The sequence below is a fragment of the Listeria fleischmannii subsp. fleischmannii LU2006-1 genome (assembly GCF_000344175.1).
Classification (GTDB): Bacteria; Bacillota; Bacilli; order Lactobacillales; family Listeriaceae; genus Listeria; species Listeria fleischmannii.
Map to the genome: position 1 here is coordinate 23,087 of NZ_ALWW01000007.1, position 16,409 is coordinate 39,495.

General features: G+C 36.3%; 17 protein-coding genes. 1 reads left to right on the forward strand and 16 read right to left on the reverse strand.

Annotated features, from left to right (window positions below; all coding sequences use genetic code 11):
- Positions 1-62: 62 nt before the first annotated feature.
- Complete coding sequence (locus tag LFLEISCH_RS03540) at positions 63-1,511, reverse strand: PTS transporter subunit EIIC (protein WP_007473056.1); 1,449 nt, start codon at positions 1,509-1,511, stop codon at positions 63-65.
- 12 nt (positions 1,512-1,523) lie between these two features.
- Positions 1,524-2,408, reverse strand: a complete 885-nt coding sequence (gene murQ / locus LFLEISCH_RS03545; RefSeq protein ID WP_007473057.1) for an N-acetylmuramic acid 6-phosphate etherase — start codon at positions 2,406-2,408, stop codon at positions 1,524-1,526.
- A 135-nt stretch (positions 2,409-2,543) separates the two neighbouring features.
- Here murQ and LFLEISCH_RS03550 point away from each other — a divergent pair, with 135 nt between their 5' ends.
- Positions 2,544-3,602: a MupG family TIM beta-alpha barrel fold protein gene (locus LFLEISCH_RS03550; protein WP_007473059.1), complete on the forward strand. Its 1,059-nt coding sequence runs from the start codon at positions 2,544-2,546 to the stop codon at positions 3,600-3,602.
- Positions 3,603-3,674: 72 nt separating this feature from the next.
- Here LFLEISCH_RS03550 and LFLEISCH_RS03555 read toward each other — a convergent pair whose 3' ends face one another.
- From LFLEISCH_RS03555 to LFLEISCH_RS03620, 14 genes are all read right to left on the reverse strand, one after another.
- Positions 3,675-4,133 (reverse strand): hypothetical protein, encoded by a 459-nt coding sequence (locus LFLEISCH_RS03555; RefSeq protein WP_007473062.1) that lies wholly within the window; start codon positions 4,131-4,133, stop codon positions 3,675-3,677.
- Between the two features lie 129 nt (positions 4,134-4,262).
- Positions 4,263-4,925, reverse strand: a complete 663-nt coding sequence (locus LFLEISCH_RS03560; RefSeq protein ID WP_007473064.1) for a Crp/Fnr family transcriptional regulator — start codon at positions 4,923-4,925, stop codon at positions 4,263-4,265.
- A 45-nt stretch (positions 4,926-4,970) separates the two neighbouring features.
- Positions 4,971-6,158 (reverse strand): ABC transporter permease, encoded by a 1,188-nt coding sequence (locus LFLEISCH_RS03565; RefSeq protein ID WP_007473066.1) that lies wholly within the window; start codon positions 6,156-6,158, stop codon positions 4,971-4,973.
- Entirely contained in the window at positions 6,152-6,793 is a 642-nt protein-coding gene (locus LFLEISCH_RS03570) for an ABC transporter ATP-binding protein (protein WP_174269988.1), read from the reverse strand. Before LFLEISCH_RS03570 ends, LFLEISCH_RS03565 begins: the two co-directional genes overlap by 7 nt.
- A 169-nt stretch (positions 6,794-6,962) precedes the next feature.
- Positions 6,963-7,520 carry an efflux RND transporter periplasmic adaptor subunit gene (locus LFLEISCH_RS03575; RefSeq protein WP_007473073.1) on the reverse strand — a complete coding sequence of 186 codons (558 nt, stop codon included), beginning with the start codon at positions 7,518-7,520 and terminating at the stop codon, positions 6,963-6,965.
- Entirely contained in the window at positions 7,517-9,277 is a 1,761-nt protein-coding gene (locus LFLEISCH_RS03580) for an ABC transporter ATP-binding protein (protein WP_007473075.1), read from the reverse strand. The genes LFLEISCH_RS03575 and LFLEISCH_RS03580 overlap by 4 nt, the downstream gene beginning before the upstream one ends.
- A 574-nt stretch (positions 9,278-9,851) precedes the next feature.
- Positions 9,852-10,082, reverse strand: a complete 231-nt coding sequence (locus LFLEISCH_RS03585; protein ID WP_007473077.1) for a hypothetical protein — start codon at positions 10,080-10,082, stop codon at positions 9,852-9,854.
- A 186-nt stretch (positions 10,083-10,268) separates the two neighbouring features.
- Positions 10,269-11,225 carry an ABC transporter ATP-binding protein gene (locus tag LFLEISCH_RS03590; protein ID WP_007473079.1) on the reverse strand — a complete coding sequence of 319 codons (957 nt, stop codon included), beginning with the start codon at positions 11,223-11,225 and terminating at the stop codon, positions 10,269-10,271.
- 13 nt (positions 11,226-11,238) lie between these two features.
- Positions 11,239-12,048 (reverse strand): ABC transporter permease, encoded by an 810-nt coding sequence (locus tag LFLEISCH_RS03595; protein WP_007473081.1) that lies wholly within the window; start codon positions 12,046-12,048, stop codon positions 11,239-11,241.
- Positions 12,045-12,353, reverse strand: coding sequence for a hypothetical protein (locus LFLEISCH_RS03600; RefSeq protein ID WP_007473082.1), 309 nt, complete (start codon positions 12,351-12,353; stop codon positions 12,045-12,047). The genes LFLEISCH_RS03595 and LFLEISCH_RS03600 overlap by 4 nt, the downstream gene beginning before the upstream one ends.
- A gap of 81 nt (positions 12,354-12,434) precedes the next feature.
- Positions 12,435-13,079, reverse strand: coding sequence for a hypothetical protein (locus LFLEISCH_RS03605; RefSeq protein WP_040504751.1), 645 nt, complete (start codon positions 13,077-13,079; stop codon positions 12,435-12,437).
- Between the two features lie 29 nt (positions 13,080-13,108).
- Positions 13,109-13,906, reverse strand: coding sequence for a hypothetical protein (locus tag LFLEISCH_RS03610; protein WP_007473087.1), 798 nt, complete (start codon positions 13,904-13,906; stop codon positions 13,109-13,111).
- A 14-nt stretch (positions 13,907-13,920) separates the two neighbouring features.
- Positions 13,921-14,250 carry a hypothetical protein gene (locus LFLEISCH_RS03615; protein WP_007473089.1) on the reverse strand — a complete coding sequence of 110 codons (330 nt, stop codon included), beginning with the start codon at positions 14,248-14,250 and terminating at the stop codon, positions 13,921-13,923.
- 10 nt (positions 14,251-14,260) lie between these two features.
- Positions 14,261-16,342 (reverse strand): glycosyltransferase, encoded by a 2,082-nt coding sequence (locus LFLEISCH_RS03620; protein WP_007473091.1) that lies wholly within the window; start codon positions 16,340-16,342, stop codon positions 14,261-14,263.
- Positions 16,343-16,409: the final 67 nt, after the last annotated feature.

A 16,409-nucleotide genomic window follows, 5' to 3' on the forward strand; every position in this document is an offset into this window, starting at 1 on the left:
AATACTCTGTAGGTTCATAAAAAAAGCGTCCGAATGAAATTCGAACGCTTTTGCTATTTTATTTAAGCTTCAACAGCTTCCATCGCATCTTTTGGTGTTCCAAAGAAGTATGTTAAGACGAAACCACCAACATAGGCTGAAAGAAGGCCGATACAATACGCTATCCACATATTATTTGCAATAAGCGGGATGAGCGCTACACCAGATGGGCCAATTGCAATTGCGCCGACGTTACCAAACGCACCAATTACGGCTCCGCCGATACCGCCACCTAAACATGCGGTAATAAACGGGCGTCCTAGTGGGACAGTGACACCATAAATCAGTGGTTCACCAATTCCTAAAATTCCTACTGGTAACCCCCCTTTAATCATATTAACAAGAGGTTTATTTTTACGGCAACGAATCCAAAGTGCGATTGAGGCACCAACTTGCCCGCCTCCTGCCATCGCAAGGATTGGAAGCAATAATGTAGCACCTGTTTGTGCAATCATTTCTACATGAATCGGTGTTAAAACTTGGTGAAGACCAAGCATAACCATTGGAAGGAATAATGTTCCAAGTACAAAACCGGCAAAGACTCCGCCCACTTCAATCGTCCAGTTAATTGCGGAAACAAGACCTTCTGAAATGAGCCCAGCAATTGGCATGATAACGAAAATCGTGATAAGTCCAATAACAAGTAACACAATAGTTGGCGTTACGATAATGTCAATCGCATTCGGAATGACTTTACGCAAACTTTTTTCAAGTACACACATTAACCAAACGGCAAACAAGACACCAATAATTCCACCCTGTCCTGCTAAAACGGGGTCGCCTGTGAAGATATTTGTAATAACGTGGCCTTCGGCAAGACCCGTTAGCATCGTCACACCAGCAATCCCCCCACCTAAAACGGGAGTACCACCAAACTCGTTCGCTGTGTTTATCCCAACATAAATGGATAGAAATGCGAAAATACCTTTATTGATAACGGTTAAAATATCAACATACTGTGTCCAAACGCCTGCATCTAGGTTTCCTGCTACAATATTATTTGTTAAAATCGCCGCAATACCAGCGATAAGACCTGCACCAACGAAACCGGGAATTAGCGGAACAAAAATGTTTGAAATCGATTTCAATAAACGTTTAAAACCAGACGTGTTATTTTGTTTCGCTTTCATATTTGCCTTTGTAGCTGCTGCTTTTTCTTCCACGAGTTCTTTACCTGTTTTCTTCACATCATCTAAATTTTCATTAATCGTTTCACCGATTTTAACACCTGCATCTTCTGCCATAGCAGCGGCTACTTTATTCACAACACCTGGGCCAACAATAATTTGTAGCGTTTCGTCTTCTACTACGCCTAAAACACCAGGGATTTTCTTTAATCCTTCAAGATTGACTTCATCTTGATCTCTAATCCCTAAGCGAACGCGCGTCATGCAATGCGCAATTCGCGATACATTTTCCATGCCACCAACATTTTCAAATATCTTTTTCCCAATTTCTGCCTCTTTAGACATTCGACTCACTCCTTAGATTGTTTTTCTTACAAAACCATTCGAAGCTACGAGCTTTTGTTCTGCATCTTCTTTGGTTGTATGTGTGAGAAGCATGACAATTGCTGTTTTCACATGTTTATCCGCTTCTAAATAGACTTTACTTGCCTCTTCATATGTGCATTCTGTTGCTTCCATGATAATACGTTTTGCACGCTCTTCCAACTTTTCGTTTGTCGGTTTTACATCAACCATTAAGTTGCCGTAAACTTTACCAACACCGACCATAGCAGCTGTTGAAATCATATTTAAAATTAACTTTTGCGCAGTCCCAGCTTTAAGACGCGTAGAACCTGTTAACACCTCTGCTCCCGGTACAACTTCCACTTGAATATCGGCATGTTTAGAAATAGCTGCGTCTTGATTACACGAAATCGCAGCAGTAACAGCTCCTACACTACGCGCATAATCGAGTCCCCCAATAACATAAGGTGTTCTTCCGCTTGCAGCAATCCCAACAACAATATCATTTTCCGTAAGCGTAATCGCTTTCAAATCATCCTCGCCAAGTTGAACGGAATCCTCAGCCCCTTCGACTGCTTCTACAAAGGCCTTATCTCCGCCAGCAATTAAGCCGACCACTTGCTCTTTTGGCACGCCAAATGTTGGAACGCACTCCACCGCATCTAGTACCCCTAATCGTCCACTAGTACCAGCACCCATATAAATGAGGCGCCCACCATTATTAAAACTATTTATGGTACCCCTTACAATTTTTGCAATTTCAGGCAAAGCGGGTTTTATACTTTCGGCCACCTTACTATCTTCTTCATTCATAATGGCTAAAACTTCATTTACATCAAGCTCATCTAAATGGAGCGTTTTTTCATTTCGTTTTTCCGTAGATAAATTTTCTAGCATTCCTATCACTCCTTACAAATTGATTATAGTCGTTCTGAAATAAAATTTCAATACTTTATTTCAAAATTTATTTATTTTGTTTGAAATTTTATTTCACAAGTTTTATAATAGCCTTATAAGAACGGAGGGTAACCAATGTTAGGAATTAGTATTTATTTGCAAGATACTGAGAGGGCAAGTGAAATCGTCTCTACGGCGCATGATAACGGCTTTCAAACCATTTTTAGTTCACTTCATATTCCAGAAGAAAGTAATGTGGATTACTTGGCACGCTTAACAGAACTGGGGGAGGCCGCTCGCGAGAAAAACATGCAGCTTATCTTGGACATTTCTGAAAACGCTTTACATCACATCGGGATGCAATTTGAACAAGCCGAACGAATTCGCGAGCTTGGTGTGACTGGGCTTCGAATTGATTATGGTATTGGGGCAGATGCGATTGCTTTGATGTCTAAAAAATGCGCGATTTATTTAAATGCAAGCACCATCAACCAAGATTTTCTTAATCAATTGACGTCCCTTGGCGCAGATATGAGTCAAATTGAGGCCTTCCATAATTATTACCCGAAACCGGGAACTGGTCTTAGCGAAGCTTTTTTTCATAAAAAAAATACATTTTTAAAGTCAAACGGCTTACGAATTTCTGCTTTTGTGCCTGGTGATGCCGAAAAACGCCAACCGCTATTTGCTGGTCTTCCTACGCTTGAAAAGCATCGCAATAAGTCCCCTTATGGTGCAGCGCTCGAACTAATTGATGCTTGTGTAGATGATTTATATCTTGGCGACCCCGCGTTTGACACCACCCATTTAGATTTTTGGCGCGAACTTGCTTTAAATCAAACAATCTCACTTCAAGCTCACCTGCATGCAGATACAGACCCTGAAATTCGTTTGCATCTAATTAACGGTGACCAAAATCGCATGGACGAGGCGCGTGATTTCATTCGCCTGGAGAATAGTCGCCTAAAACTAAGCCATTTGGCAAAAATGCCAAAAAATACAACTAATCGCCCAATTGGTGCCATTACAATCGATAACCAAAACTACGGACGGTATGCAGGGGAAATAAATATTGTCAAAACCCCTTTAGAAGCAAATGAAAATGTGAATGTAGTTGGCTTCATAAATGATGCATATATAGACTGCTTACCGTTTATTTCAGGTGGCCAAAAAGTCAAACTACGCTTTTGTTAAAATAAAAAATAAACTGAGCAAATGAACACTTAAAATTTGTGATTCAATTGCGCAGTTTATTTTTTAGGTAAATTATTGTGTTGCAAAATCATATGTTGTTTTTCCATCCATGATAGTTAGCATGGTTTGCTCTTTATTATCTGGTTCAACAAGTCTTATGGTATATCCTTTTGCTAGATTACTTTCAATTTGTTTCGAAAGATGTTGAAATGCTTTAATCAGCTTGGGCCATTTTTTATCTGACGGATCTTCCTTTATTTTATTCAATGAATCTTTTAATTTATCATTAGTCATGATAACGCTAAATTGCTTTTTGCCTTCATCATATTCAACATCTGCCCCATCTCGTAAACCTTCTTTTAGCATAGTTTCAATTTGTACAATTTTATCTTGTTCAGTTAGTTTCTCTTTTTTCATTGTTTGCTCCTCATCTTTAACCGGCTTTTCAGAAGTATTTTGTTCTCCACACCCACTAAGCAAACCAACACTTAGTAAAAGTATGGTAAAAAAAACAGGTACTATTTTCTTCATTTTATTCTCCTATACATTTTGATTTCTCTTGCTGAATTTAACTCCAGTATACTTTGTGAAAGATAACCATTTTAATGTTCTTGATACGCCTATCTCAAGTCCTCTATTACTTCACATAGCCTAATTCCATTAATGATTTGATGCAATAAGAGGCGTATCCTCAGAATATTTTTCTAATTTTTCTTTGTCCAAAACAAGCCATGGTTTGCTTGAAAAATCGATGGCCCCTTCCGCTGAAAGCTCATTTAAGGCTTTGGATACTACTTTTCGCGAACAACAGCAACAGGAAGCGATGAAATCCATTGAAAAAAATCTTGGTAATTCATCTGTCCCATCAATTTTATCACTAACCATTTTAATAAACCGAGCAACCCGCTCTTTTGGTCTAAATTGGAATTGTACTTCAAACATATCAACCTCTGCCCTAATTTGTTCGAGAAGAAGAAAAGTTAGATGAGATAATAAATTCTCTTTATCTAACATGTCGAATACTTCGTCCACATCAAATACAATTAATTTTGCTTCAGTCAGTGCTTCCACAATAAAGTTATTTTTGCCATTATAAAAATGTCCCACCCACACAGCATTTTTAAATGACAGCTTTTTCATTTCTTTATTTTCAACATAACTCATTTGAAAATAGCCGGATTTTTGAATATACAGTCTGTTATCTTTAAATGTTATACGCTGATTTTTTTTAATATATCTAATCGTATGCGGACACTTAAACAAAATGTAATCAATAATCACATTGTCTTGTTTTAATAAATCTTGTAACTCAAAAAACTTCATCTCGTGTCACTCCTTCTCTTTTTAAGACTGAAGTAATTGTCATTTTCACATAGAGGCTAAAGCTTCCACCGGTTTACATTTGGCAGCTTTATTGGCTGGAGAAATACCAAAAACAATACCTACGGTTAGAGCAAAAATAAATGCAAAACTAATGACACCTACACTAATACCTGATGGCACGTCTGCAATTGTACCAAATAACAGTGCTCCCATGCTTCCAATTAAGATTCCTATAATACCACCAGTCACACTAATGACAGCAGATTCAATCAAAAATTGCATTAAAATCGTACTGCGCTTCGCACCCAATGCTTTTCGAATACCGATTTCTTTTGTCCGCTCTTGAACCGAAACAAGCATAATATTCATAATCCCTATACCGCCAACAATTAGAGAAATAGCAGCAATAGCACCTAAGGTATTCGTAAGGAGCGTATTAATAGTATTAAATGTATCGAGAATTTCTTTTTGATTTACAATTTGAAAAACTGGATTATCACTATTTTGAGTTTCATCTTTAAATTTTAGTGAAAGACGGCTATTTAAAATACTAATGACGAGTTTTACGTCATCCGCAGAATCCGCTTGTATATAGATTGTATTAATTGTTTGTTTTTTTAGTAGACGTTCTGCAGAAGAAATGGGTAAAATGATTTTTTTATCGGTTGAACCTAGTAACGATTCACCGCTCTTTTCTAGAACACCTACTACACGGTAATTATAGCCATTTAGCTTTATTGTCTGATTAATTGGATCCCCAAAACCAAATATCTTTGTTGCAACTTCTTGACCAATAACAGCTACTTTTTGATTGGTATCTAAATCAATTGGCGAAAGAAATCTTCCGTTAGCCAGCTTAACATTATGGACTTGTTTAAATTGTTCATTTGTTCCAACGACACTATAGGCTCTCCCGCCCTGATCAGTAAGAACATTCGCAGTCCCATCAAGTTCTGGCGCAATATGAGAAACACCATCAATATTTTTATAAGATGCTACGTCTTTTAAATCAAGTTGATTCGTCTTACTCGTTGAATTATTATAAACGGTAATTAAATTCGAGCCTAAATCCCCTAATTGCTCATTAACGCCATAACTGACGCCTTTTCCAAGTGAAACTAGTAAAATAATCGATGCTACTCCGATGATAATGCCTAGCATTGTCAAAAAAGAACGCATTTTTCTTGCAAAAATTTGTTTTAAAGCCATTTGCAAGCTTTGAAAAATCAGCATGCGCTCCCCTCCTGTATCAGCTTACCATCTTGCATTTTTAATGTACGTGAACCTTCATCCGCAATTTCTTTATCATGCGTAATCATAATAATAGTACGGCCTTCTTGATTTATATTTTGAAGCATTTTTAATACTTCCCAACCATTTTTTGAATCGAGAGAACCTGTTGGCTCATCGGCAAGTAGTATCGAGGGTGAACCGACTAATGCTCTCGCAATCGCTACACGTTGCTGCTGACCACCTGATAACTGATTTGGCAAATGTTTCACTTTATCCCCTAATCCTACTCGTTCAATAAAGTGACGGGCTTTTTCGATTCGTTCTGATTTCTTTATGCCACGATAAATAAGTGGTAACTCCACATTCTCGAGCACAGTCAAATTCGTTAATAAGTTAAATTGTTGAAAAATAAAGCCGAGTTGTTGATTACGCACGGCCGCGAGCTTATTGTCACTTATTCCTAATAGCTTTTCCCCAGATAAATAATAATCTCCTTCATCAGGCAAATCTAAGCAGCCAATAATATTAAGAAGTGTGGACTTACCCGAACCTGACTGCCCAGTAATCGTTAAAAATTCTCCGCTTGCTACATTAAAGGTAATATCATCTAACACTTTCAACGTTTCACTGCCCATTTGATAAGACTTCGAAATATGTTTTAAATCGATTAACAAAACAGTACCTCCTCACCGCTTACTTAGAACTTGTAGACGTTGAAGGTAATAATATTTCTTTCGCCTTTTTTCAAGCCTTTTTTAACTTCAATAATATTATCGTTACGAATTCCTGTTTCAATAACTTGTTTCACTTTTTTCGTTTGCTTGTTTTTTTTCTTTTTTTAGGAATCAAAACGTAATATTCATCTTTGTCATTTTTTTGCACAGCTTCAATTGGAATATTGAGTACATGCGCTTTTTTACTAACAAGAATTGATCCTGAGACCGTCATTCCTGCTTTTAAATTTTTGGAATCATTTAAACTAACCATTACAGTGAAAACGGCCACGTTATTTTCAACATTTCCTTTTTCAGAAATAGATTCCACTTTTCCTTTATACGTTTGATCTGGAAATGCAGTGACATCAATTGATACTTCTTGTCCTTTTTTTACCTGTGGAATATCAATTTCGTCAATTTGTAGATTGAGTTCCAATTCATCATAATTAGGATACTGCATATTTTGCGGCACTATAGTTCCAGTTCCACTTGCTTTTACTTCAACCGTACTTTCCTTTACTTTCGTTGTAACATCTTTGTCCTGATTTAAATCTGATGCGCTATCTGTATTAAGCGCAGCGACAACGATAATACCAATTACAACGATTAAAATAATTCCTACAATCCAAAATATTCTTTTTTTCATGCTCTCTCCTCATTTACGTCATCATCAATAAATTGTGTTTGAATAAAAGAAGCATATAATTCATGCGTGCGAATTAATTCATCATGTGTACCTTGCCCTGTTATACGTCCCTTATCAACAAAAATAATTTTATTTGAATGTTTAATCGTATCAATTCGGTGCGCAATCACAAAAATCGTTTTATGTTTCATTAATTGTAATAATGATTTTTGTACATATTGCTCTGTCCTTACATCTAAACTGGCAGTGGCTTCATCTAAAAGTAAAATTTGTGCTTTACTTAAAAATGCCCTTGCAATTGTAATTCGCTGTTTTTGTCCACCGGAAAGTTTTACTCCGTGTTCCCCGACCTCAGCATCCAGCTGTTCTGGTAAATCAGCAACAAATGAATCCGCATAAGCCAGTTTCAAAGCTTGCCATAAGTCCTCATCTGTTACCTCATGTTTTAACCCGTAAATTAAGTTTTCTCGAATAGTTCCAGATAAGAGTAAATTATCTTGTAAAACATAACTAAACTGCGAGCGCCATGATTCTAACGAGATGTGCTTCATCGAGTGTTCCCCAACGAAAATGTTTCCATCCGTAGGGTGATAAAATCGCTCAAGAAGAGAAAAAATGGTCGATTTACCTGCACCACTTGGTCCGACAAAAGCAATCATTTCTCCCGGTTTTCCTTCAAAAGATATATCATCAATAACCGTATTTTCATCATCATATGAAAATGTTAGGTTTTTAGCATAAATATGTTTATCTGAGAAGGATACGCTATCCCCATGTGATAAGTTTTCAGATGATTCATTTAGTATTTCATAAATACGTTGTGTTGCCCCTTTTACTTTTTGAAGTTGTGAGAAAAACGTTACAAAAGATGTAATAGGAGGCAAGAGTTGAAAAACATATATTAAAAAGGCGATTAATGTTCCGATGGTTAGCGTTCCGGCATTGACACGAACACCGCCGTAGATGATAATCCCGATTAAAATCCCCATAACCACAAAAACAGTTAGCGGACTGATAATCGCATTAATTTTAGCTTCTCGATTACCAAATTGGAATAGTTTCATAAGATCATTACGGCCATTTTCTACCTCTACATTTTCTGAAGTAGTTGCCTTTACTAACCGAACATTACCTACAACCTGCGAAATTTTCGAACTGAATGCTGCCGTCTCTGCTTGTAAACCTTTTGAGATGACAAATAATTTTTTTCCTAGTGGAGCAACAATGAGAATTAAAACTGGAATGGCAATAAATAAAATAACGGTTAATTTTGCATCCATGAACAGTAAAATTGTTATGGTCCCCACTAATGAAATAATCCCATTAATAACTTGTGGAAATTGATCCGAAACAAGCGTTTTAATTAATCCCGTATCATTTATCATACGACTGACAAATTCTCCAGAGTTCGTATTATCGAAATAACGAATAGGTAAGTAAAGAATTTTTTTCCATAATCTATTTCGTATCGCAAATACTAATTTTAAGCCTATTAAATTTAGTAAATAAAGAGCAAAGCCACTTAAAACAACTTGAGCGGCAAATAAAAGAAGTAAATAGAAGACGAGATTAGTGTTAAAATTTTTACCCATAAAACCATCAATAAAGTTTTTGGCAAATAGGGGTACTACTAATGAAACAATGGTTGATATGACAGAAAGAAGAATTGCCACACTAAACAACGGTTTTGAGACCGTTTTTTGAGAAATTAAACTTCCGAATTTTTTCCAACTATAGCTATTTTCTTGACTCTTCATTTTTCCACCTTTTTTAAAAACCTATATGCAAAGATACCTTTGCATATAAGTTTTTGAGTTTTATATTTTAAAAATGCAAATTCTGATAAAAATTATAGTAAAATATTAATTAATGCGATTAAAAATTGTTTGAATCCTGCTACGCCAAGGCCTAGCCAACTAATAAAAAATGATAACATACTCGTCTCCCTTTGATTAATGAAAGAGATAAGCACACATTCTGTACTTATCTCTTCGCTAAAATTATACTAAAATATTCCAGATGCCTTCGATAGCATATTTAATACCCATTACGGCTAAGCCAACCCAAGCAACAAATCCTTGAATGAATCCCATTTTCTTTTCACCTCCTTAAAATATATAGTTGTTTTAATTAAGCATTCATATCAGCAAATTTTTTCAAATAAGCTAAAACTTCTTGCAACATTTGTAACCAAAGCATTCCTGCTCACCTCCTGTACAATCATAATTTTATACTGTAACAGAACATAAATCTGTAGAAGGAAATTGAACAATGATAGCTTTTTTAGTTATAAAAGCCAAAAAAAATGCTTGACTTTACTGCAGTTTTATATTACTTGAAAAGTTCAGTAATATAGTTTAAGAAATCCGCTTTGAATTGTTGAATAGCTTTAATAAGATCTAATAAGAAAGTCATCTTTATACACCTCCTTTTTTTATTTTTTATTTTTGATTTCCTTTTTTTTAAAAAAAGAAAATCAATCAGTTGCTTAAGAACACTTAAATTAATTTGACCATCGTCAAAAAGCTTCGTGCTGTTAAGCCAGTTCCATATTCCTGCCATTTTCACTCCCCCTTTCCCATTACTATCTATAATTTTAGAAAAAATCTTATTAAAATACTGTAAAGAATTTATGACTATTCTGACCTTTTTTGTTCTAATATCCCCATTTTTTTACTTGTTTTAGAAAAATATGTAAAAAAAACTATAGAATGCTTGCCGTAGCACCCTATAGTCGTCTTTTTCTATTTAGTTTTGAAACATTTGCCAGGCGCTTATGATTAAAATAAGCAATATGGTGCTAAAGCTAATTAATTGCTGCCATAAATTAGTTTTCCTATACATCTTTTGCCTGGAAGTTAGGTTCCTTTTTTGACTGTTCATCATTTCTTGCTGCTCTCGCAAGCGCTCAGGTTTTGATTTTTTATTAAAGTGATGAATAAATTTGCTGTATTCTAAACATACTTCCTCAGTATTTCCAAGCATTTTCATTTGCCCGTAGTGAATCCATGCCACCCGATCTGAAATTTCACGAATTTGGCTAATCGCATGACTAACAAAAAAAATGGTTTTTCCTTCTTGTTTGAAACGCTCAATTTCTTGCAAACACTTTTGATAAAACGTTTGGTCCCCAACTGAGAGCGCCTCATCAATAATTAATATATCAGGATCTGTCTGCACAGCAATAGCAAAACCTAGTTTCGCACGCATCCCACTCGAATAATGCTTAAGTGGTTGATAAATAAAGTCATGAAGTTCAGTGAATTCAACAATACTTCGGACCCTTCGTTTTATCTCCGCTGGTTTAAAATCCATAAGTAACAGTTTTAATCGAATATTTTCAATTCCCGTTAAATTAGGCTTCATTCCTGAATTAATAGCTAATAATGATGCTACCCCATTTCGTCTAATGTTCCCACTCGTCGGGGCAAGATGACCTGCGAGTAAGCTTGCCAGTGTCGATTTGCCTGAACCATTTAAACCTATTAAGCCAATGACTTCTCCGCGCCCCACTTCAAATGTAACTCCTTCTAGCGCCTGAAAGTACTTCGTAGGTTCATTCTTAAAAAGCGAGAAAATATAGCGATACCACTTTTTTCGCTCTAATATAAATCGTTTATCTACTTTTTCAACATGTAAGGCAACATCATTTGGCAGCTCGAATCGATTCTTATTCAGCGCTCTGCCACTCCTTCTATTCCTCATTCTAATCCGCCTCCTAGATATATTCTACAAAATCAGATTCATATTTTTCCGTTATATAAATCCCCGTGAGAAGCACAATCAGTAAAAAAGAAAAGAAATAAACCATTCGCCACGGATCATCAAAAAACCAACCTCGTGAAAGAAGCGCATCCCTAAAACCTTCGATAATATAAACAAGTGGATTTAAGCTAAGTACTTTTGTCAGAAGAGATTCAGGATGAGCTGAAACATTTACAACCGCTCCTGAAATAAAAAATAGTAAACGCATGGCCGCATTAATAATCAGCTGTAAATCACGAAAAACAACAGTGATTGCTGAAGTAAGTACAGCTAGCGCTAATAAAAACAAGACCATACAGGGAAAATAATAAAGTAACTGTAGCCATTCAAGTGTTGGTAAGAAGCCTTGACTCATAAAAAGAATTAAAAACAAGCCTAGCATGGCAAAAAAACTATTCAACCCTTTTACAATTGCGATTGTAGGTAAAATTTCGATTGGGAAGTGCGTTTTAGAAATTAGGCTTAGATTTCGACTAATCGAACCCGCACCTGAAACAATACTTGAACTAATATAAAACCATGGAATAATACCAATTAGCATCCAATAAATATATGGAATATCCGAATGGATAATCGTTTGTCCATTTAAGCGAATACCAAAAACCAAATAATAGATGATAATTTGAATGGCTGGGCTTAAAAATTCCCAAAACAGCCCAAACAAATGATTTTGATGATTGGCTTTTTGTTCAAATTGCGAAATAAGAATTACTTTATCGACATTCGAAACTTGAATTTTCCCCCATGCTAATAAAGATTTCACTGCTTTTCCTCTTTTCTCATTACCATATCTTGTACTTTTTGTAAGAGGAACGGCGTAAAGTAGATTCCCGTGTTCTTATGCTCATCGTATGGTCCAAGATCTAACGTATAATCCACTTTTTTCTCATCTAATACTTGAAGTAAAAATTTCAAATGCTTTTCGTAATGAAAATCCCCTTTTCCAACATGAAAATGCAGTTCAGGAAACGTTCGCGCCTGATAGGCCTGATTTAAAATCAAACCATCCCAAAACGCTTTTCCTTTTAAAAAGTTCTCTCCTAGTAAGTTGTGGAAACGTTGTCGCATTGATTCTGAACTCGCACGCTGCTCCAAATATTTGGCAATATAAATTTGCGGGGCCCAATAATCGCTTTACCAAATTGATATTTAAAACTGTAATAAAGCGCCGCCTTTACTTGACCCTGTAGCAATAATATTTTCAGGCGGCACTCGGTACTCATTCGCAATTTTTGTAATGAGTGCCAGCACACTACGTTCAAATTCTAATTTTCCACCAAAACCAACGTAGTAACAAAATTGATTATGGTAAGAATCTAAAATAAACAATTTATGTGCCTTCACAGAAGTTAGCGTTCGCATATGATTATATACTGGTGCCCCACCTTGAAACTCCGTCGCGTATAAACCAGAAAAGGAAAGGACTAAATAGCGCACATCGTCTTTTGCTTCTTCAAAAACATATTTTACTGGATGATCACTAAAAAAGATTTTTTCAGACGGAAATGTTGTTAAAATTTGCTTTTCATGTAGTGTATCAACCCATAAAACAGGTGTGACTTCGTTAAAAACAATTTTTTTATTCTCCCGTATAAACAATCGAATTTGATAACCACCGCTATACACTGGTGTGACTTGAAGCGTCTCGTGCTTATTAGTTGGTTGATACCAAACTCGGTCAATAATACGGCCATCTTGGTACACATAATAGGCAAAGTCATACTGTTTTTTCTTGTCACTCTCTATCTCAAATGACAATTTAAGCTCATTTTCTTCGTATAAAAAAGAACTCACCTTTACTCCCAATAGAAAAACCTACCTCTCTATTCTGCTTTTAAGATATAGCTGTCTATTCCAATTTCCACTGCATGCTGCATCATTTGCCTCTTTTCCTCCCGAATAAGGTCTTCAAGAACGCTGAAAATAAAAGGGGTGTACTGATTAACGAGTCTAGTGTGCCGTTCATTCCCTCTATTCACAAAAATTTTACTCTGGATGTCTTGTTCCCTTAAAAAAGTACGATATTCAAGCAAATCGGTGAATTGAATGTCATACAAGCCAGTATAAAAGCTAATCCTACTAGAGGGCTTTTGGGTATACATTTGCGGAGAGAAAAAAAGATTGTTCACTTGTTGTTCAAAATGCGCGTTATCTGCAAAAAACAGACTTTTTTCATTCGGACATAATGTATTAATATAGTCTGCTACGCGAATTTGTGGGACGAGCGAAAAAACATCGGTGATAAATGGATTAATTAAACCGTATAAAAGAGCCCCTGTACCACCCTTACTGGAACCAAAAGCAATCACTTTTTTATAGCGATTAGTTTGAATGAACTGGCTTAATTCCTCATTTAACTCTTCATATATTAACTTACCAGCATCAATAAAATACCAACCATACACGCTAGAAAAATAATCTTGAATAAAGAAATAATCCACATAATTGACGCGTTCAGCAAATTTTATCCATGTATAGCGATTATGCATAGCGGATACTTGCGTTTCTTTTATTTCATGGTTATATATGGCTGGAATCGCGTCATTTAAAGGCTTAGCTGCATTTTGAAAAACAATTACGAGTGTATCGCTGCCATTTTTAAAGTGCTTTCCATGTAACATTTCATTGTTCTCCTTCAGATATCTACAATTTGTGTCTTACGAATAGGTAAACTCGTTCTTGTTTTCACTTCCTGATTGTCATTTTGCATAACGAAAACCTTCACGCGATATTCGCCGCCCTCTGTAAGTTTCACCTTGTGTGTATCTTGATCGGTATAGGTAGATTTCGCAATAGCTTCCGTTTTACCGGTTTTATAGACATAGTAGGCAAAAGAATAATTTGATTTGGATTCTCTAATACTAAGCTGACATTTTGTTTGTAGAAAATCTCCTTTTAGAGATACTTCCACACTTTGAATGAGTTCGGTCAATTTTTCTACTTTTTTCTTTGTTCTTTTTTTCATTTATTTCTCCTTAAATCGGTTTTCGAATCAAATCGGTTACCAGTGTTTCTATTTGCTTTTCAATTTTTTCACGATCAAATTTTTTATACGCATAATCTTTTCTACTTTTTAAAGAAGCCTCGCCCCAATCACTTTCTAAAACAATCTGTTTGGCTTCTTCCAGTGTAGAAATGATGTAACGCGACGGATAAACTGTATCGGCACCCTTCCAATTTCTTATCACCGGTACCGCACCACTTGCCATCGCTTCCGAAACTGAAACATGAGAACCTTCAAAATCACTAGGTGAAAGCAAAAAGCCAATTTTCTGAAGCCACTCTGGTATATCATTCCCGTGCGGGTCGAAAATAACATTATCATGCCACGGCGCGCGTTCAATTCGCTCTGATACCTCTGTATAATACTCACGCTCTTTTTCTCTCGCCATAAGCCAAGGAAGCTCTTCCGGGCGTTTACTTTTAATAAACAGTTTATAACGCTTATCCTTCTGCCACAACTTCTCAAGTAAATCAAGCGCCAAGTCAACTCGTTTCCGTAAAGGCAAGATGCCACATATCCCAAGATGGAACTGATAATCCTGTTCTTTTTTTAAATCTAATTTCCCGGTATCAATAAGATTATCTATGTAGCACATTTTATATCTTGGAATTTGAAAAATTCGATGAAATTCTTCTAACATATAAGGCGTAATCACAATAAATTGATCCACTTTCGCGCTATCAACCTTTTCGAGAAACTTTAAATCTTTTTCTTGGAAATGCAGTCGCGCAATGAGTGTTTGATGCTCTTTTTTATGTTTGGCGTACCAAACGAGGTTTCCTAGTCCCCATTCACAAAAAATAACATCCGCCCATTCTAAACATGCTTCACTATGCGTTTGATCATGCTTTTCATGAGAAGAAAATACGTCCAGTCTCACTTCATACGCAGGGCTACTCTCAAAATGCTCAATTAACATTTTCGCAAATTTTAAGTCGTGTCCCGCAAAAACAATTTTCGTCGGCGTCTTTTTAAAGGACCAAATAAAAGGACTTAGCCGTTCATACGCTTTTTTAAAAGTAAATGACTGGCTCGCCTTGTACATTTTTTTAGCTGCCACTTCATAAAGCTTTTCATCCTCTAAAACGTGCTCTGTCTTTTCAATAAAGTCCGCTTCTGTATCAACAAAAAGAGGATAATCTTCACCAAGTAACGCCTCGTGCATCTTCGTACGCCTAACTAATGCTGGTTTCCCTAGCCGCCCGTATTCAAGCAACTTACTTGATAGTTCCACACTTTCGTCATTGTCGAGTGAAGCACTTCTCCAGCTAATCCCAATATCCGCTTCAGCAATTAAGTCTTGGCACGCCTCCCTTGAAACAGCGCCAACCCAATCAATCGAAGGCGTTTCATTTAACGCTTTTTTGATGCGCAGTTGATTTTCTCGCTCGCGCAACCTGTCCTGAAATTTATCGCCCACAATTTGTGTGTGAATCCGATTATTTCGTGCTGCTAATTTCTTAGTTACAGCAATAATTTCCTCCGTATGCCAATCCTCATGAAATTTCCCACTATAAATTAACCTAGAATGTTTATTGCGAAAACTCGGAACATCTTCAAAATCAGGAATCATTGGGTAAAGAAGTTGAATTTTCGCACCATCAACCTGAATGAGCTTTTGAAAGGCTTCTTTCGTTTCTTTTGTTTGGAGAAAAAGGTGGTCAAAATGGTCATAAACGCGTTTTAAATCCGTTCGCTCTTCTCTAGTTGACCGCTCGTCGTGTTTAAAATCCGTCAAATATGGAACCGTAATCGCTCTAAATGCTTCATGCTTCATAACTTCGCGGACCAAATTAAAACCCCGCACAATCACCAAATCATATTTATTTTCATTATGAAGCTGCCTCATGATTTGAACAGCCTCCGTTACAGATAGGCGAGAATTCTTTTGAGAAAGCTGATGAATAAATTTATCAAATGGTTGAACCAGGCGAATATTATTTACTTTTTTTAAGGCTTCTGTTAAATTTGTGCTTTGCTCCTTTGCTTTAAGAAGTAAATCCACTTGCACATTTGGGCTTAAAGCAAGCATGGGGCCATAGAAGTGAGCCACACTGCCGATCCGTCCATAAAATTTAAATCAATGTCTCCATACAATAAAATACGCAACTTGCTCATTT